A 22,110-nucleotide genomic window follows, 5' to 3' on the forward strand; every position below is an offset into this window, starting at 1 on the left:
ATGGAAACGGTCGATATTCGAGAGAAAAAATTCAATAAATTAATCACGGTGGTTTCCATTGTTATTCCTTTGGTCGTTGCCTTGTTGTTCGGGGTTAAGATTCCCAATGTGGAGCCCTTGTCTTTTTTGCCTCCTATCTATGCCTCTATAAATGGGCTCACGGCCCTTATCCTGATTGTCGCTGTTTGGGCGATCAAAAATGGGAAAAGGGAATTGCATCAAAAGTTAATGACCTTTTGTATTGTGCTTTCCCTTCTGTTCTTGGTTATGTATGTGGCTTATCATATGACATCGGATTCCACACCGTTTGGTGGCGAGGGAGCGATTAAATATGTCTATTATTTTATATTGATTACCCATATAGTTCTATCTATTGCTATTATTCCTTTAGTATTACGAACTTATGCTAGAGCATATTTAAAGAAGTTTGATGCACATAGGAAATTGGCCAAAATAACATTCCCTATTTGGTTGTATGTCGCCATTACCGGGGTAGTGGTTTATTTAATGATCTCACCTTATTATGTTCATTGATGAAAACTAAATTCATATTTATCATAGTACTTGCTTTTTTATTGTTGCCACAGGGTATTGAGGCGCAATGTGCAATGTGTAGGGCTGTTTTGGAAAGCGAAGGCAATACATCCTCTGCAGAGGGGATAAATAATGGCATTGTCTATTTAATGGCCATTCCTTACCTATTGGTGGCCGGTGTCTTCTATTTTGTTTATAAGAAAATGAAAGCCTGATCATTTAAAAGGTATAAAAAAATGCACCACCTTGTGTAACAATTATTTGGTTTTGTAGTCTTATGATAGTACAGTGCTCAGGTATTGTATTCATCAATCAAAATCAATCATATGTTCGACATCGAAAGATGGCAAGAGATTTTCGAAACGATTCGTAAGAATAAATTGCGAACGTTCTTAACGGGCCTCTCCGTTGCCTCCGGTATTTTCATTCTAGTAATTTTATTGGGTTTTGGTCAAGGCATGCAAAATGGTATTGCCCAAGAATTTGAAGATGACGCCTCGAATCGTATTGTCGTTTGGACCCAGGTTACCACTAAAGAGTTCAAAGGTCTCAATCCTGGCCGGTCAATACAAATGCGAAATGGGGATTATGATCATATTGAAACGAGGTTCGCCGATCAATTAGAGGGGCGATCTGCTAGGTTCAGGGTGCCCAATGCCATGGTCAATTATAAAAAAGAATCGGTCGGGTACAGTGTTCAAGGAATTCATAGCGGGTATCAGCAGATAGAAAACCAATACATGTCGCAAGGGCGGTATATCAATTATGAAGATCATCGTAATGTTTCTAAGGTAGCCGTAATAAGCAATACCATTAAAAGGGAAATTTTTAAAAACGGTGACGATCCCTTGAACGAATATCTAGATATATCCGGAATAAAATTCAAGATCGTAGGAGTTTATGGTGATAGGGGTGGAGAACGCGAAGAGGAACGCATTTTTATCCCAATGTCTACGGCACAAAGGGTCTTTAACGGTTCGGATAGGGTAAACAATCTGTACTATACACTTAAGCCTGTTGAAAATCTAGACCAGGCTGTGGCCGAATCCATGAAATTTTCCAATGATATGAAACGGTATTTACAGGAAGTACATACTGTTGCCCCTGATGATGACAGTGCCATTAACGTATTCAATACTTTGGAAGAAGTGAAACGTTTCTTTAATCTGATAAGCGGTATCAAAATGTTCTTTTGGTTCGTGGGCATATGTACGATCATCGCCGGGGTGGTCGGTGTAAGCAATATCATGTTGATCGTGGTTAAGGAGCGTACCAGGGAAATAGGGGTAAGAAAGGCCTTGGGCGCAAAACCTTGGTCCATTGTCGGAATGATTTTGCATGAGGCTATTTTCGTAACTGCAATTTCGGGTTTTGCCGGACTTATTTTCAGTATGGGGTTATTGGAGGTTTTCGGGCCCTATATCGAGGTTGATTATATATTGAATCCCTCAGTGAATTTCAACGTGGCCTTATCCACGGTGTTTGTATTGATATTCGCAGGTGCTGTGGCTGGTTTTTTCCCAGCATGGCGAGCGGCGAATATACATGTAATCGATGCCCTTAGGGATGAATAGTTAAAACTAGGATAAGATGTTCAATAAAGATCGTTGGAAAGAGATTTTAGAAGTGTTGACCAGTAATTGGTTCAGGACACTCCTTACCGCATTCGGTGTGTTTTGGGGTATTTTGATACTTATCATTCTTTTGGCTGCCGGAAAAGGATTCCAAAATGGGGTCATGGCGGATTTTGGTGATATTGCCACAAATACCATGTTCATGTGGTCAAGGAATACGACCAAGGAATATATGGGGTTGCCCAAAGGAAGACGTTATAATTTTAAGTTAGAGGATGTTCAGGCAATTCGCGATAATGTGCCGAACCTGCGATTTGTTTCGCCAAGAAACCAATTGGGAGGTTTTCAAGGGGCGAACAATGTGACCAGGGGTATCAATACAGGGGCATTCAATGTTTATGGTGATTACCCGGAGATTATAAACCAAGACCCTATGACCATAACTTCGGGCCGTTTTATAAATCATTCCGATATTAATGAAAAGAGAAAAGTAGCGGTTATCGGTATCGGTGTCAAAAGCAGTCTGTATGACAAGGGGGAAGAAGCAATCGGGACGTATATCAAGATCCAAGGGGTAAATTTCATGGTCATCGGAACGTACAAAAAGAAGAGTAATGATGGCGATGGTGAAGAATCCCAAAAAGAGATTTTCGTGCCTTTTACCACTTTTTCACAGGCATTCAATCGGGCCGATAATGTAGGTTGGATGGCGATTACCGCCCAAGATGGACATTCCATAACCTCATTAAAGGAAAGAATAGTATCTATCGTAAAGCAAAATCGAAAAATACACCCCGATGATAAAAGGGCCGTAGGGTACTTTGATCTTTATGAGCAGTTCAACAGGGTAGAAAGTCTTTTTGCTGCTTTGAAGTTCATTGCCTACTTCGTAGGGATACTGGTGTTGATATCCGGTGTTATCGGAGTTAGTAACATTATGTTGATCGTGGTAAAGGAGCGTACTAAGGAAATTGGTATTCGCCGTGCTTTGGGAGAGGATCCAAAATCCATTAAACTACAGATTGTAATGGAATCACTTTTCCTCACGATAATTTCAGGTATGGCAGGTATTTCTTTTGGGGCATTTTTCATTTATGGCATTAATGCTTTGTTAGATTCCAGCGGACCGGTAGATATGTTTCTTAGTCCAAGTGTTAGCGTAGGGATCGTTGCAGCGGCATTGGCCATTTTGGTCATTTCGGGACTTTTGGCAGGGTTCATTCCCGCACAAAGCGCTATAAAGGTCAGACCCATAGATGCTTTAAGAACAGAATAATAAATTCAATCAATCAATCATAAAATAGAATTTAGAATGAAAAAGTCAGTAACCTTAATTATTTTATTGGTACTCGTAGTAACCTTTGGTGGGGCTATGTACTATCTATATCAAAAAAACGCCGAGGATCCGGTGGTTTACGAAACCGAAGCGCCTAGTAAGAAGGATATAATCAAGAAAACGGTCGCAACGGGCAGCATTCTTCCTTTGGAGGAAGTACTTATAAAACCTAATATCTCAGGTGTAATAGAAGAGGTTTATGTTGAAGGTGGTGATTATGTCAAATCCGGGGATTTATTGGCCCGTATTAAAGTAGTGCCCAATCTTACTGCCTTGAACGATGCTAGAAATAGCATTGAAGAAGCACGGATTGATCTACAGGACCAGAAACGGAACCTTGATCGCCAAAAAAGCCTTTTTGATAAAGGAGTGATTTCTAAAGTGGACTTGGAAAGGGCACAAGTGAGTTTCGATCAGGCGCAACAGGCATACGGTGCGGCCAATAAACGTTACGATATTGTAAAGACCGGAACTACGAGCGGTTTTGGTAATTCGGCCAATACAATGATAAGGGCAACGGTCAGTGGAATGGTTTTGGACGTACCCGTTGAGGTGGGCAATCAGGTGATTGAAAGCAACAATTTCAATGAAGGTACGACCATTGCTGCGATTGCGGATGTTGAAAAAATGATATTCGAAGGCAAGGTAGATGAATCCGAAGTGGGTAAAATATCGGAGGACCTTCCTTTGGAAATCACAGTGGGGGCTATTGAAAATAAGGTGTTTGATGCCGTGCTGGATTATATCGCGCCAAAAGGTGAAGAGGAAAACGGAGCTATTCAGTTTGAGATCAAAGGAACGTTGAAAAAGCAAGATTCCGTGTTCATAAGGGCGGGGCTTAGTGCCAATGCATCTATTATTCTAGGGCGTGCCGATAGTGTTTTAGCCTTGAAGGAAGCCTTGGTGCAATTTGATCCGGGTACTAAAAAACCATTTGTCGAAATAGAGACAGGGGAGCAGGACTTTGAGCGTCGGGATATTCAATTGGGTATTAGCGATGGTATTTTCGTAGAGGTGAAATCAGGTGTGTCGGATGGCGATAAAATCAAGGTCTGGAATGAAGTGAAACCCGATGAATTTAGCAATTAAGCCTAGCCACTTTATACACTATTAAGATTTAAAATATATTACCGTATATCGAGGTGGTCGATTAAGTTTTTAACATAATATTTGGAGTTATTGTTGTAACATTTTAACAACTTAGGTGTCTTATGGGGGTATTTGCATAGGGACGATTCCAAACAACAAACAAAACCAACATGATTGAAATAAAAGATCTTCACAAATCCTATAAAATGGGGAGCAATTCGCTTCACGTACTCAAAGGGATAAATTTTACGGCAGAATCAGGGGAATTGGTAGCGATTATGGGGTCTTCGGGCTCCGGAAAATCTACATTGTTGAATATCCTGGGAATGTTGGATGAAGCCGATTCTGGAGATTATACCTTGGATGGTGTTCCCATTAAGAATTTAAATGAGACCAAAGCGGCCAAGTATCGCAATAAATTTTTAGGATTCATTTTTCAGTCTTTTAATCTTATAAATTATAAAAGCGCCATGGAGAATGTCGCACTTCCGTTGTATTATCAAAAAATACCTCGCAAGGAGCGCCAAGAACGGGCTATGAAATACTTGGAACAGGTAGGTTTGAAAGAATGGGCGCATCACTTACCCAGTGAACTGTCAGGTGGGCAAAAACAACGTGTTGCGATCGCACGTGCCATGGCTGCCGAGCCTAAGGTTTTGTTGGCAGATGAACCAACCGGTGCCTTGGACAGTACCACTTCATATGAGGTTATGGATTTGATTCAAAAAATCAACGATGAAGGCAATACGATTTTGGTGGTAACCCACGAAGATGACATTGCCCATATGTGCAAGCGTATCATCCATTTGAAAGATGGCGTAATCGAAAAAGATGAAAAAGTTACCCAGGTAAGAGCTTCGCAATATGTTTAGTAGAGACAACTGGAAAGAAATATTCGAAACCATCCAAAAAAACAAACTGAGAACCTTTTTGTCAGGTTTTACGGTAGCCTTGGGTATTCTCATCTTTGTGGTGTTGTTTGGCTTCGGAAATGGGTTGATCAATACTTTTGATGAGTTTTTCGGGGACGATGCAACCAATGTGTTCTATGTTTTTCCAGGTAGGACCTCAATGCCTTACAAGGGGTATAAATCCAATAGGCAGATAGAGTTCGATAATGACGACTTGGCCGAGATCAATAAAAATTTTGCGCCTTTTTTGGAATATTCAACACCTAGGATTTTTAGGAGTGGACTGGTAAAATACAAAGAGGAGTCGAATAATTACTCTACAAGGGGGGTAGGTCCTGCGCATCAATATGCCGAAAAAACCATTATGATGAAAGGGCGGTACCTTAATAAAGAGGATATCAAAAATAAAACCAAGTACGCCGTAATAGGTAGGTTGGTCGAAAAAGACCTATTTGGTGCCCATAAGTCCATAGGGGAGTACATTGATATTTCCGGTAGTGCATTTAAAGTAATCGGGGTTTTCCAGGATGATGGTGGGGATAACGAAGAACGGAATATCTATATCCCGTATACCACGCGGCAATTGATCGAAAAGAATACCGATAAAATAGATCAGATCGTATTGGCCTTTAAGCCCGAATTGGGCTATGCTGGGGCTATGGCCTTTGAAACAAGTCTGAATAAATTTCTAAGGGAAAAAAAATATATAAACCCAAAGGATCAAAACGGATTGTTTATCCGGAATGTAGCTGACCAATTAAAACAAAACCAACAGTTCGCAAGGGTGTTGCAATTGATTGTTGCTTTCGTAGCCTTTGGGACCATAATAGCTGGCATTATCGGAATCAGTAATATAATGGTCTTCGTGGTTAAAGAGCGAACCAAGGAATTGGGTATTCGCAAGGCTTTGGGGGCAACACCAAAATCGGTAATCGGGACAATACTTTTGGAATCTATTTTCATTACTACCATATCAGGGTTCATAGGTATGATGATCGGTATCGGTATCCTGAGTTCGCTAGGTGAAAAATTAAAAGATTTTTTCATTACTAACCCTAACATAAACTTGGGTACGGCAATTTTTGCAACCGTTATATTGATAATTTTTGGAGCGTTGGCGGGTTATATTCCAGCACGACGGGCAGCACGTATTAAACCGATTGTAGCATTAAGGGACGAATAAGATGAATTTCATATTTGATAAAAATACTTGGCAAGAGATTTTTGGTTCTATCGGAAAGAATAAGACCAGAACCGTCATCACCATAATCGGGGTGCTATGGGGAATCTTTATCTATATAGCACTTTCCGGATCGGCTAAAGGTCTGGACAATGGTTTTGAAAAGGCTTTTGAGACCGTGGCAATGAACAGTATGTTCGTTTGGGCCCAAAGTACAAGTATGCCTTATGAAGGGTTCAAGACCGGTAGGCAGCTCCAATTGAAAATGGGTGATGTGTCCGTTTTGGAAAATAGGGTACCTGCCATTCAGAATATTGCTCCCAGAAACGCTAAAGGGGTATTTGGGGACGAACCGGCATTGGTCGTCAATGGTCAAAAATCCGGGAATTATGCCATTTATGGGGATTATCCGGTATTTACGAAAATCGCTACAAAGAAAATCTATGATGGCGGTAGGTTCATTAATGATGATGATATAGAACAGTCAAGGAAGGTATGTGTTATCGGTGAGCGAACCCAAAGCGAATTGTTCGATAAAGATGAAGACCCCATAGGGGCATATATCAGGGTAGACGATATTTATTTTCAAATAGTAGGTGTTCATAAATTCACTCCTGGGGGAGGGTTTGAAACCGATAGCGACATATTCATTCCGTTCACCACTTTTAGGAAACTGTATAATACAGGTGATAATGTAGGTTGGTTAACCATTGCCGCTTACGATGATGCTGATGTGGTACAGGCAGAGACCGATGTAAAGTCCGTTTTAAAAAGTATACATAGGGTGGATCCAGAGGATGAAAGGGCATTTGGTTCTTTTAACCTGGGAGAGGTTTTTAACCGAATCATGGGATTTGCAAAAGGAATGACTTTCTTATCCCTTGTAGTAGGTATCGCCACTATTTTGGCCGGGGTCATTGGTATTGGTAACATTTTATTGATATCTGTAAAGGAACGCACCAAGGAATTGGGCGTAAGACGGGCATTGGGAGCAACGCCTAATGAAGTAAAATCACAGATTATTCTCGAATCGGTGTTTTTGACCGTGATTGCAGGGATTATGGGTATAATCCTAGGGGCGGCGACCCTTAGTTTGATCAATAGTATAACAGAAGGAGGGGACTTTCCCTATGCGAACCCTACAGTTCCTATACCCTATGTTTTGGGCGCTTTGGTGATCATGGTCGTTTTAGGGACCTTGATCGGACTAATACCCGCCCAACGGGCAGTAAGTATAAAACCTATAGATGCCTTGCGCGAAGAATAATAGTAGAATAAACAATAAACCAGTATATAAATAAACACCTAATAAAATGAACAAAATTTTAAAATATTCGTTGATTGGACTTTTAGTGCTCGGGGCACTTTGGGCTACGGCATTTTTCATAAAATCCAATAGTAAGTCGGCCGTGACTTATGAAACCATGAAACCGTTCATTGCCAATATAGAAAAGAAAACCGTGGCCACTGGTAAAGTTGTTCCCGAGGATGAGATAGAAATCAAACCACAGATTTCCGGTATCATAGAGAAAATCTATATGGAAGAAGGTGCCAAGGTTAAATCGGGCGATTTGATCGCCAGGATCAAAGTTGTACCCAATGAGCAATCCTTGAACCAAGCTCGCGGTAGGGTCAGGAATGCGGAGTTGGCCTTGAGCAATACGACTATTGAATATAATAGAAATAAGGCATTGTTCGATAAAGGGGTCATATCCAGTCAGGATTTCAATAACCTTCAATTGCAATTTGATCAAGCCAAGCAAGAATTGAGTAATGCACAATCAGATTATCAAATTATACGTAGAGGGTCTGCTGGAGGATCTGCCACGGCAAACACCAATATCAGGGCTACTGTTGACGGTACTATTCTTGAAATCCCTGTTGAGGAAGGTGATCAGGTTATACAAAGTAATAATTTCAACGATGGTACCACCATTGCGACCATTGCCGATCTTACCAAAATGATTTTTGAAGGTAAGGTTGATGAAGGGGAAGTAGGCAAACTACAAATAGGAACACCTTTGAAAATAAGTCTTGGTGCCGTAGAAGGGACCGAATTGGATGCAAAATTACGTTTTATCGCACCAAAGGGTATTGAAGAAACGGGAGCCGTACAGTTTAAGATCGAGGGGGATGTTGAGATTAATGACGATGTTTTCATTCGTGCAGGTTATAGTGCCAATGCTTCGATGATCTTGGAGAAAAAGGACAGTGTAATGGTTATTCCCGAGGCCTTACTACAATTTGATAAGGAAACCGACAAGCCTTATGTCGAGGTTGCAGTTGGTAACGTTGATGATCAGAAATTTGAACGTAAGGATATTGAAATCGGAATTTCTGACGGAGTGAATGTTGAAATCGTATCCGGAATTTCGGAAGAAGATCAGGTAAAACAGTGGAACAAAACCGAGCCGATCAAAAAAGGAGAGGAAGAAGAAGGTTCCGAGGAAAGTGAAGAGTAAATCATCAATCAATAATCAAAAAATCAAGAAATGAAATTTAAACTAACCGCAATACTCCTGGTATTGACCATAGGATGGGCAACGGCCCAACAAAAAAAATGGACATTGGAAGAATGTGTTGCCTATGCCGTTGAGAATAATTTGAGTGTAGAGCAATTTGAGTTGGATCTGGAAAATGTAAAGATTGATAAGAAAGACGCTTTGGGGGATTTATTGCCGAGTCTAAATGCTTCTGCATCGGCTTCAAGTAATACAGGTTTCTCGATCAATCCGACGAACAACCTACCTACCAACAGCACGGCTTTTAATTTTAATGGTAGTATAACTGCCGGAATTACTTTGTACAACGGGTTGCAGAATATTAGGGCCGTGAACAGGGCGAAAATGGCTGCTATTTCGAGCCAATATAGATTGGACAATCTAAAGGACGATATTCGGTTGAACGTAGCCGATGCCTATCTTCAAATACTGTCCAACAAGGAGGCTTTAAAAGTGTCAAAAGCGCAATATGCCGTTACCGAACAAGATTTGAAACGAACCAAGGAGTTGGTTGAATCCGGAGTTGTTCCCAAAGGCGATTTATTGGAGATCGAGGCTACTGCAGCCAATCAAGAGCAACAAATCGTAAATAATGAGAGTTTGGTATTGATTTCTAGGATCAACCTGGCCCAGTTATTACAAATTACCGATTATGAGAATTTTGATGTAACCGATGGGGCCTTTGAAATACCACTTTCCGATGTTTTGAATAATTCTCCAAAAAGTATATTCGCAAAAGCATTGGAGTTTAGAAATGATATTAAATTCTCCAAATCCAATGTAGAGCTTGCGGAAAAAGACTTACAGATTGCCAAAGGGGCTTATGCCCCTACATTATCAGGTTTTTTTCAATACGGATCCAGATATTCGGATGTTACCGAAATTCCTGATTCAAACGGGGTTTATTATACTCCAAGTTTTAAAGATCAACTATGGGTTTTCGATGGTATTTCCTACGGGGTACAATTAAGCGTTCCTATTTTTAATGGTTGGGGTACGCGCAATAACGTAACCCGGTCAAAAATCACTTTGGAAAAATCACGATTACAGTTTGAACAAGATAAATTAGATCTGGAAACGACCATAAACCAGGCTTATGTAGATGTGACAACCTTTTACAAGTCGTACGTGGCTGCGGAAAAAACCTTAGAGGCTAGAAGATTGGCCTTTGAATATTCCAAGGAACGTTTTGATGTTGGATTGATGAATTCATTTGAATATAGCCAGGCGCAATCCCGAGTGGATAATGCAGAGGCCGATGTGGTTCGAACCAAGTATGCGTATATCTTTAGATTGAAGATCCTTGAATTTTATTTTGGTATTCCTATTACCTTGAATTAGAATCGTTAAAAGGATAAATAAGGCCCATTACGATTATAAGTAATGGGCCTTTTTATTTTTAAGGCTTTAGGTATATCTTTGCAAGCTATGGCTTTGATACTGAACTTAGAGACCGCTACGACAAATTGCTCTGTTTCCATTGCTAAAGATGGAAAGATAATGGCGATAAAAGAGCATAATACCCCTAACTATTCACATTCTGAACAACTGCATGTCTTTATACAAGATGTTTTGAAAGCGGCAGCAATAAAAAAGAAAGACCTCGATGCCATAGCCATTAGCAAAGGACCTGGGTCTTATACAGGTCTGCGTATTGGGGTTTCGGCGGCAAAAGGTCTGTGTTATGCTTTGGATATTCCTTTGATTTCAGTCCCTACTTTACGGAGTATGGCCGAACAGGCGGCCAAAACAGACGTGGAATATATAATCCCTTTGTTGGATGCCCGAAGAATGGAAGTTTATTCCACTGTATTCGATAACTCATTCTCTGAAATAAGACCCACCAAAGCGGAGATTATAGAAGCAACTTCCTTTCAAGAATATCTAATTAAAGGCAAGGTGCTCTTAATGGGTAGTGGTGCGGAAAAATGTATGGGGATAATTGATCATGAAAATGTCATGTTCAATACGACCACAGTACCTTCTTCCAGGGAAATGGGAAGCTTGTCCTTCAACAAATATAAAGATAACGACTTTGAGGATGTAGCTTATTTTGAACCGTATTATCTGAAGGATTTTGTGTTGCAACGTAAAAAGTCCTAAGCTTTCTCTTGGTGTAAGACCCTTTGTGGAAAAGGAATTTCTATTCCAGCTTCGTCAAATCTGTTTTTTAATTCTTCCAGAACGTTGAAATGCGCTGCCCAGAATACTTCGTTTTCCGCCCAAAAGCGCAATGAGAGGTTAACAGAGCTGTCCGCCAATTCCCCAACATAAACTTCAGGTGCCGGATCTTTAAGGATGTCCTCGTTTTCAGCACAGATTTGGAGTAAGATATCTTTTGCATGCTTTATATTGGAGCTATACCCAATACCTACCGTAATCTTGTCCCTTCGGGTACTTTGTGCGTTATAGTTAATGATGTTGTTGTTAGACAGTTGTCCGTTGGGTATTATGGCGATTTGGTTTCCAAAAGTGCTTAGTTTAGTCGTAAAAATGGTTATTTCCTGTACCGTGCCATCAACACCTTGGGCAGAGATGAAATCACCCACCTTAAAGGGTTTAAATACGAGAATAAGTACCCCACCCGCAAAATTGGCCAAGGAACCTTGTAGGGCCAAACCAATGGCCAGACCTGCCGCACCAAGCATGGCTACCAACGAAGAGGATTGTACGCCCAGTTCGGTAATGACCAATACAAAGAGGACTATTTTAAGGCCAATATTGATAAAACTCTGAAGGAAAGACTCCAAAGACGGGTCGTAATCCGCCCTACTGAAGAATTTCCTGACCATCCTGTTGATGAATTTGATGAGCCATAATCCAAATATTAAAATCAATATGGCGGTAATGATAGAGGTGGCAAACCCTGGTAAAACTTCCCATAACCATTCTTGGGCTTTGGTAATACTTTCTTCGTAACCATTGATCATTTTCATGTATTTTAATTTTCATGCAAAAAAAATAAAATTCCAATCCCTTGGCAATTTATAAGAACTAAACAATTGTTAATCTTGTAGTGTGGTTGCGCTAACTGACTAAGCCGCGGGCAGATATCCTATTCCATAAAAAAAGCGTCCCAATAGGACGCTTTCCATTATTCGTTTAAGCCGAAGGTTATTTGACTTCGAAAGTGATTTTCACATTGACCCGGAAATCGGATATTTCACCATCCTTGACACTGGCACTTTGGTCCTGAACATAGACAGAACGTATGTTTTTTACACTTTTGGATGCTTCTGCAACCGCTTTTTTAGTGGCATCTTCCCAACTCTTTTCTGAATTGGCCAATACTTCGATAACTTTTAAAACTGACATAATTAGTGTTTTTAAATTGTTCTCTTAAAGTTAACGAATAAAAAGAAGAATGACTAATCAAGTTGTGGAAAATCAACCGTTTAGGGCCACGACTTCATTCACCTTATCTCCCAACATGTTCTTAAGCATGGTTTCAATGCCATTTTTCAAGGTATAGGTAGAAGAAGGGCAACCACTGCAGGCTCCTTGTAGGATTACGTTTACCGTTTTGCTTTCCGATTCATAGGATTGGAAAAGAATATTACCTCCATCACTGGCTACGGCCGGCTTTACATATTCTTCCAATATATCTATGATCTGTTTGGATGTGTCATCCATGAAATCTTCGGCGGAATACGTTTTTTCGGTTAGGGAATTTGCATTCGGAACACTATGCTCTGAGACTACCTCATTTCCGTCCGCTAAGAATTCACGTATCATTTCACGTAACTCCATGGTAATGTCTTCCCATTCGGCCACTTCGTATTTGCTGACCGATACATAGTTTTCATCCAAGAAGACTTCCTTTACGAAAGGAAATTGGAACAACTGTTTTGCCAATTTAGAGTCTTTGGCCTCATCTATGTTCTTGAACTCGAAAGTAGCGGGTACTATACGCTTGTTGCATACGAACTTCATAACCGAAGGGTTCGGTGTTACTTCGGCATAAACAGTGATAGGGACTTTTTTACTTTTTTCCTCTTCGATGACCACAGGCTCACCGGAATTCAAATAATCGGTCAATTGCTGGGCGACCTCCTCCTCTACATCGGTCCATTCGATAATATTGTAGCGCTCAAGCCCAATAAAGTTTCCCGAAATATAAACGGTTTTTATAAATGGGAGATGGAACAGCTGCTGGGCCAAAGGGGAATTTTTGGCCTCATCTATATTTTTAAACTCGTAGTTATTGTTTTTTGTGATGAAATGGTTGGTCTCAAATTTTATAACCGCAGGGTTATTGGTTTGTTTAATAGTTATTGAGTACGCTTTCATAGAATTTGTTTTCAGCAAAAGTACGAACTTATTAGTACTTTAGTATATTATAATAATGTTGCGATTCAACCGTTATAAGTAATGTTTGGTCGATTTTACATTAGCAATTCCCATTATCTATATGAAACTTCGCTTGGTTTTAATGTTTACCATCTTAACTTTTGGCCTTAAGTCAATGGCACAAGAGGGTATTCCCGTATATTTTGATTATTTGTCGGACAATTATTATCTCGTTTACCCTTCAATGGCTGGTATCGGTGAAGGTGGGAAAATCAGGGGTACCATTAGAAAACAATGGTTTTCGGTTGATGAAGCTCCAAGCCTTCAGACATTAAGCGCTAATTTTAGATTAGGGGACAGCCCTAGTGGTGTTGGTGCCATATTCTTTAATGATGCCAATGGCTACCATTCCCAAACGGGACTTAAGTTGACGTATGCCCATCACTTGAAATTAGGGGGCGATGTCCGCTATTTGAACCAATTGTCTTTTGGAATCAGTGGAGGATTGTTACAAAGTAGTTTGGATGAAACCGAATTCCGTTCGGTTATTCCCGATCCCATTATAACGGGAGGTAAGAACAGTGTCAGTTATTTTAATGTGGACTTGGGCATGTCTTATAGCCTTATGGAATTCTATGCCCATTTTTCTGTATTGAATGCCTTGGGTAGTGGTAGGGATCTATATACGGCCATTGAGTTTGACAATCTGAGGAGGTATTTGATTTCTGCGGGATATGTTTTTGGTAAGAACGAATGGCAATACGAACCATCGGTACTATTTCAATTGACCGAGTTCACCGAGGAAAAAACAATGGACATCAATGCGAAAGTATATAAAGATGTTGATTTTGGAAGAATCTGGGGAGGCTTGTCATATCGAAGAAGCTTCGACGGGGCACAGTTCTTGGTCGATGGGTCTTTTGGCGAACAACGTTTGCAATTGATTACACCGATCATAGGCGCGAACATCAAAAACTTCATGATTTCGTATAACTATTCCTATCAAATGGGCGATGTGCGTTTTGATAATGGAGGGTTCCATCAAATTACCTTAGGGTACGATTTTGGGCAATCTGAGCGTCGATACGATTGTTATTGTCCTGCAGCACAATAAAAAAAGGCCTATCCTTTTTAGAGGATAGACCCTTTACCAAACACCAACTAAATAAGTTCAAGAATTGACCACAGGTGATTAATCCCACTTATAGTTTTTCTTTTCTGCTTGTTTTTTAATGGCTTCCAGCATGGCGTTTTCCAATTCGCCTTTAGCATTCTCTTTTTGGTTTTCGGCAATATAAACCTCGCGTTTCGAATTGAGTTCCTGTATCTCTTTTTGGATATCGGCACGTTCTCTCTTTTTTGTTTCGATATAACGCTCTATTTCAGATGTTGATTTCCCTTGTAGTTCTACGGGTAATTGTTCTTTTTTGATTTCTGAAACATCAAAATCCTTGTCATCCATCGCATCGACCAAGTCCCACGATGAATTCTTGTACATTCTAGAGCTTTTGCTTACTGCCCTTTTAACGATGACCGTTTCTTCCAATGCTTCGGCATTAGCATCCTGTTCGGCTTGCATGGCCATTTTAGAGGCGCCGAGACTACCATAGGATATATAGGTTTTGTTCAATTTACCGTTCAATTTAATTATAATGTCATCATAAGGTGTGTCTATATGCACTATACGCTTGTTATGGTCAATGGCCATGTATTCCCCTCCGGTCAAGGTGGCTCCTTTTTTCCAATCGCCATTTATGCCTTGTTCATAATTACCGCAGAAAATGGTATTGACCACCACATCTTTTTCAGTTGCATTCGTCACGGCATCCTTATAGTTTAATTTTCCTTGTGTAAAGGGTTCGTTTCCGGCAATGAAGATCATCTTTAAATTGTCGGGGTTTTTGCCCCAGTCCAATTGTTTTAAAGAGGTTTGTATAACCTGGCCGCAATATTCCTCACCTCCATTGGTGGTCAAGGAAAATAGTTTTTCCGAGATTTCATCCAGGTCATTGCTGAAATCCAGCACTTGTTGAATATACCCTTCTTTCGAAGAAAGGTTGTCATTGCCATATTGGTAGAGTGCTATTTGCAGTTGCGGACGCGAATCGTTGCCGCATTTGGCATGGGTAAACTTGTTTACGATATCCCAGAGTTGTGATTTCGCTTGGTTTATCAATCCGTCCATACTGTTACTAGTATCCAATAACAGGGCGATCTTAACGGTATTGTTGTCCGCTTTTTCCTTTTTATGGCTAATGGTCGCTTGGGCGATGATGGGTTCGATTTTACTTTTTTTCGGGGTCAATTCACAGGCATACGCTGTGTTTACCGTTGCTGCCAAAAGGCAAATTCCTAAGATGCGATGTACTTTTTTCATGATATTTTTTTTGTTTTATTTCCCACGAAGTGGAAATCGGTTATGTTTCAATTATTTTTTTCTGAGTTTCTCTATGGTTGAAACAGTTAAATAGGAGAAACCTGCTATTAATAGTAAGACGGTCATTAGTTGTAGGTAGGTGGACAGTGTCCATAAAAAGGCCGAAATTATCCTTTGTGATAAACCGGTATGGGTAACCTTTCTTTCGGTTAGTGAGAATTTTACGGTACAGAATTCATTTTCCTCATCAAAATTCCCCAAACTCACACCCAAGGCCTGTAGTTGTTGTTCTATTTCGAGTATCCTGTTCTCTAATTGAATGTATTCCTCGATTCGTCCTCCTTCTGCCTTAAGGTTGATCAAGGAGGTCCTTATCTTTTCGAGAGACAGTTTTTTTGCTCGAAGTTCCTTGTATTCATTGGTTTTGTCCTTCTTTGTAATTTGCTTGGCTTGTATGGTGCCTATCTGAATTAGTTGTTGGTAAATGGCATCGAAATGTTCTGGAGGTACGCCAATGGTGAGGTTTAAACTGCGATAACCGGAATTTCCATTTTTATTTTCGAACTGTATAAGTCCATTATAATCGGCTATATGTTTACGTAACTGGTCTTCATCACGGTCAAAGACAGTTGATGTTGATTGTATATCTGCGATTTTTTCGTATTTCTGGTCTACTAGCATAGGGGCTTGTCCCAGTGCTACACTATGTCTTTTGGTGGCGTAGTTTTTACGTATTTCAAGGTTTGACTCTAAAGATTCGGTTTGTTGGAAGATGGGTGTTGCAACAACGGTTTCTTCCTTTTCCGTAGTAAGACGAAATATGAACAGGATGATAAACCCTATGCTAAGTCCCAATGATAGTTTTCCGATTTTATTTTTCAAGGTTGTTTTCATGTCTGTTGGTCTCATTTTATGGGATAAAAGTATTTCCGGATATTTTGAAAAAAAATGGGGAATGAGTTAAATCGCCATTTCAATGAGTAAAGCGTCCCAATGGTTTTGTAAAGGCTGTTTTTTGGCCTTCATATTGCTTGTTTTGGCTGTTTTGGCATTTTTTATTGCCGCATAAATCAGCTAAGTTTACGTTGTATTTCATAATAGATGAATAGAATAAACCACATACTTGCGATACTCCTTTTCGGGATCTTTATATGTATTCCCCAAATAGGTTCTGCCCAAAACAAGATTGGGGTAAAGGGAACTGTTAAGGGATTCGAGGACGGTTCCCCGATTACAGGGGTAGAGGTGTCAACGAATTCAGGTGCCTATACGTTAACGAATGCTTTTGGGGAGTTTAAAATAGAGGTGGCCATAGGTGAAGAACTGGTTTTTCAGAGCCCCCATTTCGAAACGGTAAGGTATCGTGTTCGCAGTAGTGAGGATGTAGATGTGAAGGTCAAAGGATATTCCGGGAAAAGGGAAAACAGCTACAGCAGTCGTAAAAGTACCAAAAGTGAGGTGTCGTTGCACGCCGTCTTTTTAGATTCGGCCAATTACTATAAAAAGACCGATATAGAAAAGAGTATAGATTTTATCACTAAATCCCTGGCACAATTGAATCAAAGGGGAGATAAAGCAGAACTCTCACAATCCTTGACCACTTTGGGCGAGGTCTATTATTTTCATAAACAGTACGATTTGGCCATTTCCAGTTATTTAGATGCCTTGGAGGCCCAAGAAAGCGACCGGACTTCCTTTTTGTTGGGTAGGGCCTATGTCGCGAACAAGGATTTTGAAAATGCGGAAAAAACGTTGACCCCGCTTTTGAAAGAGAGGAAAATAGTGCCCTATCAGAAAGTACAGCTTTATGAATATTTGGGAGATGCTTATTTGGGAATGGGGAATAATGACAAGGCCGTGGCTTTTTATAGGGAAGGGTTGACAATTGCCGAAAAAAACCAAATTACCCCGAAAGTAACCGACCTGAATTCCAAGATTGCCGATGCCTTTGTTAAGGACAATAGGAATGTAGAGGCGGAAGGTTATTACTCCAATTCGTTGAAATTGGCTAAACAACAAGCACCACAGCGATCCATCCAAGAAAAAGAAAAAGTGGCCGATTTCTATAATAAAAAGAATAGGTACGATGAGGAAATTCAATTGCGGAAACAAAGTTTGAACGAGCTTGGGGAATTGTCGGTAGAATCAAAGGTTGCTGTAGACAAACCGGAATCTTTGGATTCCATCACCTCACAAAGGATCAATTATAAGATTGCCAATGCCTATATTGCAAAGGATGATTATGACGAGGCCATTCCCTATCTTCAGAAAAGTATTGTTGAGGCGGATATTGACGATGACTTGGTCATTCAAAAAGATGCCACCCGAAAGTTATCGGAGGTATATGAGTACAAAGGGGAATTCAACAAGGCCCTGGCGACGTATCAGGACTATGTGGCCGTCGTGGATACCTTGTATATTCGTAAAGAGCAGGAAATTTCGCGGGCAGCGAGGCTGAATCGTGAAATCGCGTCAAAGCAAAGCCGTATTGACGGCCTGGAGCAAGAGCGGCAGTTGTCCCAAAGTAAATACGATTTGGCGGTAACCGGACAGCAATTGCAAGAGGAGAGCAACAAAAGAAAGAATTGGGTCATCTATTCCCTACTTTTCGGTTTGTTGTTGATGGGTTTGGCAGCCTTCTTTTTTTATAGGAGCAATCAGCAACAAAAATTGGCCAATAACCTTTTGGCCCTTAAATCCTTGCGGTCACAAATGAACCCACATTTTATTTTCAATGCCTTGAACTCGGTAAACAGTTATATCGCAAAAAGTGATGAGCGAAGTGCCAATAGGTTTTTGAGTGAGTTTTCAACCTTGATGCGGGCCGTTTTGGATAATTCCGAAGAGGATTTCATCCCATTGTCCAAAGAGTTGGAATTACTGAGGCTTTATGTGAAATTGGAACATTCCCGTTTTCCGGATAAGTTTGATTATATGATAGATGTGGACAAGTCAATAGATATAGATAGTTACTGGATTCCTCCCATGCTCCTACAACCTTATATCGAAAATGCGATATGGCACGGATTGCGCTATAAAGTGGATAAAGGCCATTTGAACATTCAAATACAACATCAAGGGAAAGACACTATTCAGATCAGTATTGAGGATGATGGGATCGGCAGGAAAAAATCAGCGGAATTAAAGACCCAAAACCAGAAAAAACAAAAATCGAAGGGAATGGGTAATATCAGAAAAAGAATCGCCATTCTCAATGAGATGTACAAAGACAAGGTAGATGTGCATATTACCGATGTCAATAGCGACGGACAAGGGACGAGGGTTCTCTTCACTTTAAAGAAAGATACATGAATTTAAAAGCACTTATTGTCGAAGATGAGGCCAATAGTAGGGAGATTCTTCAGAACTATTTATCTAAATATTGTGAGAATGTTACGGTTTTGGGAGAAGCCGCATCAATAAAAGAGGCGCTGGCTTTTATTCAAAAAAATGAGTTGGATCTGGTTTTTATTGATGTAGAGATGCCCTATGGCAATGCTTTTGACCTTTTGGATCAATTACCCGATCGGGATTTTGAAACCATATTCGTTACGGCTTACAACCAATATGCCATGGATGCCTTGAACAACCATGCGGCCTATTATTTAATGAAACCCATCAATATTGATGAATTGATCAAGGCGGTAACCTACGTTTCCGACATTAAAACAAAAGAAACCGCTTTGGAAGACCAAGTATTGAATGCCCAATTGCCAAGTGTTGAGGGTAAGATAACCTTGCCTCAGCAAGATGGTTTCCAGGTTTTGAACGTAAACGATATCCTGTATTGTAAGGCCGATGACAACTATACCGAAATCCATCTTGAAAAAAAGAAGATCCTGGTGAGCAAGACCCTAAAATATTTTGAGGAGGCACTTTCGCAGTATCCCTTTGCGAGGATCCATAAATCTTATTTGGTGAATGTGAACGAGGTCGTTAAATACCGGAAGGGAAAAGGGGGCAGTGTGGTGGTTTCAAATGGGAAGGAACTTTTGGTTTCAGCATCTAAAAAGAAGGAATTATTGGCGTATTTTTGAACTGTAAAATAATAATACGATACAACCAATGTTAATTAAATCGGTTAGGGGCAAAACCCCGGTTATAGGAGAAGATTGCTTTATTGCGGAAAATGCGACCATAGTGGGCGAAGTCACCATGGGCGATCAATGTAGTGTTTGGTTCAATGCGGTTTTAAGAGGAGACGTGCATTTTATCAAGATGGGAAACAAAGTCAACGTTCAAGATGGTGCCGTGGTACATTGTACGTACGAGAAATCGCCTACGACCATCGGTAACAACGTATCTATAGGCCACAACGCCCTGGTGCATGGTTGTACCATAAAAGATAACGTTCTGGTAGGTATGGGTAGCATCATTATGGATGATTGCGTGGTAGAGAGTAATAGTATCATTGCCGCCGGTGCGGTTTTGACCAAAGGTACCCACGTGCCAGAGGGTACTATTTTTGCGGGTATGCCTGCTAAAAAAATCAAGGATATAAGTCCGGAGTTGAGTTCAGGGGAAGTGGATAGGATTGCCAATGCGTACGTAAAATACTCAGGCTGGTTCAAAGAGGAATAGTCCTTCTCGAATTCAATACGGAACCTGTTAGATGGTTTCGTCTGTACGTGAACCATTCATGGTACAACCATAAAAGGGAACGATCAAGGCAACTACTGTTTACGTATTGCCGGCCAGGGTGGGTATTTTTGATGCCTACTTAGGGCTATGAGCTATTATTCCTTATTTTTGTCAACAAGAAATTAATCTAAAGGATTGGGTTTGGGCTACATAGGTGGTCATACGTGATCCATACTAAAAAATAAAAAAATGAAAGCATATATATTTCCCGGTCAAGGGGCCCAATTCGTAGGTATGGGATTGGATCTTTATGAAAAATACCCATTGGCGCAAGAGTTGTTCGAAAATGCCAATGAGATTTTAGGTTTTCCCATTACCGATATCATGTTCGAAGGGGCGGCCGATGATTTAAAGCAGACCAAAGTGACCCAGCCTGCTATTTTTCTTCACTCGGTAATTTTAAGTAAGGTCATGGGCGATGCTTTTAAGCCCGAAATGGTCGCAGGTCATTCCTTAGGGGAATTTTCTGCCTTGGTGGCCAATGGCGCATTGAACTTTGAAGACGGATTGAAATTGGTGTCACAAAGGGCGCTTGCCATGCAAAAGGCATGTGAGTTGCAACCTGGTACCATGGCGGCCGTATTGCGTTTGGATGATGAGGTCGTTGAAAAAATCTGTGGGGAAACTGCGGGTATTGTCGTAGCGGCGAATTACAATTGCCCTGGGCAATTGGTGATCTCGGGAGAGGTAGATGCCATTAACGCTGCCTGTGAAAGTTTAAAGGCTGCCGGTGCCCGTAGGGCCATGGTATTGCCTGTGGGTGGGGCGTTCCATTCCCCATTAATGAAACCTGCAGAGGAGGAATTGGCCGCAGCTATCGAAGCCACGAAATTTTCGACACCGAATTGCCCAATTTACCAAAATGTGACGACGATTGCGGTTAGCAATGCGGATGAGATCAAAAAGAATTTGATTTCCCAATTGACATCCCCTGTAAAATGGACACAGAGTGTACGTAATATGGTAAAAGATGGGGCGACTTTGTTCACCGAAGTGGGTCCAGGTAAGGTTTTACAAGGTTTGGTCAAGAAAATAGAGCCAACGGCAGAGGCTGTTTCAGCAGAGGTATCTTAAGGGGCATAGGTTCAATACATTGCATTTTAGCCAAAAAAGCCAGTTTTAATCTGAGTAAGTAAGGGGTTAGCTGTTTTTTTTAGTAATATTGACTCCCTATTTTTTGGTTTTAACATACGCAAGTGTCGATGATTTTGGCATAGTATGTGCAAAAAACAGTCTATGAAAAAGAAAATAAAGCGTACAATGGTTACCCCATCATCTTCAATTACATCAAGGATTTTTAATAGGTTACTGCTATTGGTAACCTTTCTCTTCGTGTCTTTAAGTGGGTATGGGCAGACTCTTTCAATTGAAAATGTAACGGAAGATGAGGATGAAGGAAGTATGGTGTTCATTGTAACTCTTAATGGGACGGTATTTCCTGGTACATCGGTAACTTATTCCTTTGTTGATGGTACCGCTACCGGTGGCGTTGATTATGACAATACCATTGGTGTTTTGAATTTTGATGGTTTTGATACTGAAACCGAAGAAATTACGGTGCCTATTACAGATGATTTAATCGATGAAGGCATAAATGAGGCATTTACAGTTCAGCTAGGTACACCTACTAATGGGGTATTACTTGCAGGGGGAGGTAGTGCTATTGGCACCATTACA

The 22,110-nt window shown here is 40.6% G+C and carries 22 protein-coding genes; 17 read left to right on the forward strand and 5 right to left on the reverse strand.

Annotated features, from left to right (window positions below):
- The 11 genes from R3X28_RS13910 (at position 1) to tsaB (ending at position 11,228) form a co-directional block, all read left to right on the forward strand.
- Positions 1 to 534, forward strand: coding sequence for a DUF420 domain-containing protein (locus R3X28_RS13910; RefSeq protein WP_154364096.1), 534 nt, complete (start codon positions 1 to 3; stop codon positions 532 to 534).
- Positions 534 to 749: a hypothetical protein gene (locus R3X28_RS13915; protein WP_154364093.1), complete on the forward strand. Its 216-nt coding sequence runs from the start codon at positions 534 to 536 to the stop codon at positions 747 to 749. Before R3X28_RS13910 ends, R3X28_RS13915 begins: the two co-directional genes overlap by 1 nt.
- 111 nt (positions 750 to 860) lie before the next feature.
- A complete protein-coding gene (locus tag R3X28_RS13920) occupies positions 861 to 2,108 on the forward strand; it encodes an ABC transporter permease (RefSeq protein ID WP_154364091.1) in 1,248 nt (415 codons plus the stop codon).
- A gap of 16 nt (positions 2,109 to 2,124) precedes the next feature.
- Positions 2,125 to 3,384, forward strand: coding sequence for an ABC transporter permease (locus R3X28_RS13925; RefSeq protein ID WP_317665040.1), 1,260 nt, complete (start codon positions 2,125 to 2,127; stop codon positions 3,382 to 3,384).
- 36 nt (positions 3,385 to 3,420) lie between these two features.
- Entirely contained in the window at positions 3,421 to 4,533 is a 1,113-nt protein-coding gene (locus R3X28_RS13930) for an efflux RND transporter periplasmic adaptor subunit (RefSeq protein ID WP_317665041.1), read from the forward strand.
- A gap of 170 nt (positions 4,534 to 4,703) precedes the next feature.
- A complete protein-coding gene (locus tag R3X28_RS13935) occupies positions 4,704 to 5,405 on the forward strand; it encodes an ABC transporter ATP-binding protein (RefSeq protein ID WP_154364085.1) in 702 nt (233 codons plus the stop codon).
- Positions 5,398 to 6,627 (forward strand): ABC transporter permease, encoded by a 1,230-nt coding sequence (locus R3X28_RS13940; protein ID WP_317665042.1) that lies wholly within the window; start codon positions 5,398 to 5,400, stop codon positions 6,625 to 6,627. The genes R3X28_RS13935 and R3X28_RS13940 overlap by 8 nt, the downstream gene beginning before the upstream one ends.
- Before the next feature lies 1 nt (position 6,628).
- The gene (locus R3X28_RS13945) at positions 6,629 to 7,891 is read left to right on the forward strand and encodes an ABC transporter permease (protein WP_154364081.1); all 1,263 of its coding nucleotides are present in this window, start codon (positions 6,629 to 6,631) and stop codon (positions 7,889 to 7,891) included.
- Positions 7,892 to 7,937: 46 nt separating this feature from the next.
- Entirely contained in the window at positions 7,938 to 9,086 is a 1,149-nt protein-coding gene (locus tag R3X28_RS13950; RefSeq protein ID WP_154364079.1) for an efflux RND transporter periplasmic adaptor subunit, read from the forward strand.
- A 30-nt stretch (positions 9,087 to 9,116) separates the two neighbouring features.
- Positions 9,117 to 10,466 (forward strand): TolC family protein, encoded by a 1,350-nt coding sequence (locus R3X28_RS13955; RefSeq protein WP_154364077.1) that lies wholly within the window; start codon positions 9,117 to 9,119, stop codon positions 10,464 to 10,466.
- A gap of 87 nt (positions 10,467 to 10,553) precedes the next feature.
- Positions 10,554 to 11,228, forward strand: coding sequence for a tRNA (adenosine(37)-N6)-threonylcarbamoyltransferase complex dimerization subunit type 1 TsaB (gene tsaB / locus R3X28_RS13960; protein ID WP_317665045.1), 675 nt, complete (start codon positions 10,554 to 10,556; stop codon positions 11,226 to 11,228).
- On the opposite strand, the gene R3X28_RS13965 is transcribed toward tsaB, so the two are convergent.
- The 3 genes from R3X28_RS13965 to R3X28_RS13975 form a co-directional block, all read right to left on the reverse strand.
- On the reverse strand, positions 11,225 to 12,061 hold the full coding sequence (locus tag R3X28_RS13965; protein ID WP_317665047.1) for a mechanosensitive ion channel family protein: 837 nt from the start codon (positions 12,059 to 12,061) through the stop codon (positions 11,225 to 11,227). The genes tsaB and R3X28_RS13965 overlap by 4 nt on opposite strands.
- 178 nt (positions 12,062 to 12,239) lie before the next feature.
- The gene (locus R3X28_RS13970) at positions 12,240 to 12,440 is read right to left on the reverse strand and encodes a dodecin family protein (protein ID WP_109651298.1); all 201 of its coding nucleotides are present in this window, start codon (positions 12,438 to 12,440) and stop codon (positions 12,240 to 12,242) included.
- A 72-nt stretch (positions 12,441 to 12,512) separates the two neighbouring features.
- Complete coding sequence (locus R3X28_RS13975; RefSeq protein WP_317665051.1) at positions 12,513 to 13,415, reverse strand: NifU family protein; 903 nt, start codon at positions 13,413 to 13,415, stop codon at positions 12,513 to 12,515.
- Between the two features lie 121 nt (positions 13,416 to 13,536).
- On the opposite strand from R3X28_RS13975, the gene R3X28_RS13980 reads away from it, so the two are divergent.
- Positions 13,537 to 14,529 carry a type IX secretion system membrane protein PorP/SprF gene (locus R3X28_RS13980; RefSeq protein ID WP_317665053.1) on the forward strand — a complete coding sequence of 331 codons (993 nt, stop codon included), beginning with the start codon at positions 13,537 to 13,539 and terminating at the stop codon, positions 14,527 to 14,529.
- Between the two features lie 78 nt (positions 14,530 to 14,607).
- Here R3X28_RS13980 and R3X28_RS13985 read toward each other — a convergent pair whose 3' ends face one another.
- Together R3X28_RS13985 and R3X28_RS13990 are read right to left on the reverse strand one after the other, a co-directional pair.
- Positions 14,608 to 15,792, reverse strand: a complete 1,185-nt coding sequence (locus R3X28_RS13985) for a VWA domain-containing protein (protein ID WP_317665055.1) — start codon at positions 15,790 to 15,792, stop codon at positions 14,608 to 14,610.
- A 51-nt stretch (positions 15,793 to 15,843) separates the two neighbouring features.
- Entirely contained in the window at positions 15,844 to 16,701 is an 858-nt protein-coding gene (locus R3X28_RS13990) for a DUF4349 domain-containing protein (protein ID WP_317665057.1), read from the reverse strand.
- Between the two features lie 192 nt (positions 16,702 to 16,893).
- Here R3X28_RS13990 and R3X28_RS13995 point away from each other — a divergent pair, with 192 nt between their 5' ends.
- From R3X28_RS13995 to R3X28_RS14015, 5 genes are all read left to right on the forward strand, one after another.
- A complete protein-coding gene (locus R3X28_RS13995) occupies positions 16,894 to 19,104 on the forward strand; it encodes a histidine kinase (RefSeq protein WP_317665058.1) in 2,211 nt (736 codons plus the stop codon).
- Positions 19,101 to 19,829, forward strand: coding sequence for a LytTR family DNA-binding domain-containing protein (locus tag R3X28_RS14000; RefSeq protein ID WP_317665060.1), 729 nt, complete (start codon positions 19,101 to 19,103; stop codon positions 19,827 to 19,829). Before R3X28_RS13995 ends, R3X28_RS14000 begins: the two co-directional genes overlap by 4 nt.
- Positions 19,830 to 19,857: 28 nt before the next feature.
- The gene (locus R3X28_RS14005) at positions 19,858 to 20,373 is read left to right on the forward strand and encodes a gamma carbonic anhydrase family protein (RefSeq protein WP_154364059.1); all 516 of its coding nucleotides are present in this window, start codon (positions 19,858 to 19,860) and stop codon (positions 20,371 to 20,373) included.
- Between the two features lie 249 nt (positions 20,374 to 20,622).
- Entirely contained in the window at positions 20,623 to 21,507 is an 885-nt protein-coding gene (gene fabD, locus R3X28_RS14010; RefSeq protein WP_282055228.1) for an ACP S-malonyltransferase, read from the forward strand.
- Between the two features lie 162 nt (positions 21,508 to 21,669).
- On the forward strand, positions 21,670 to 22,110 hold a 441-nt coding region (locus tag R3X28_RS14015), incomplete at its 3' end, for a Calx-beta domain-containing protein (RefSeq protein WP_317665063.1).

Source organism: Maribacter sp. TH_r10 (assembly GCF_033101095.1).
GTDB classification, from domain to species: Bacteria; Bacteroidota; Bacteroidia; order Flavobacteriales; family Flavobacteriaceae; genus Maribacter_A; species Maribacter_A luteus.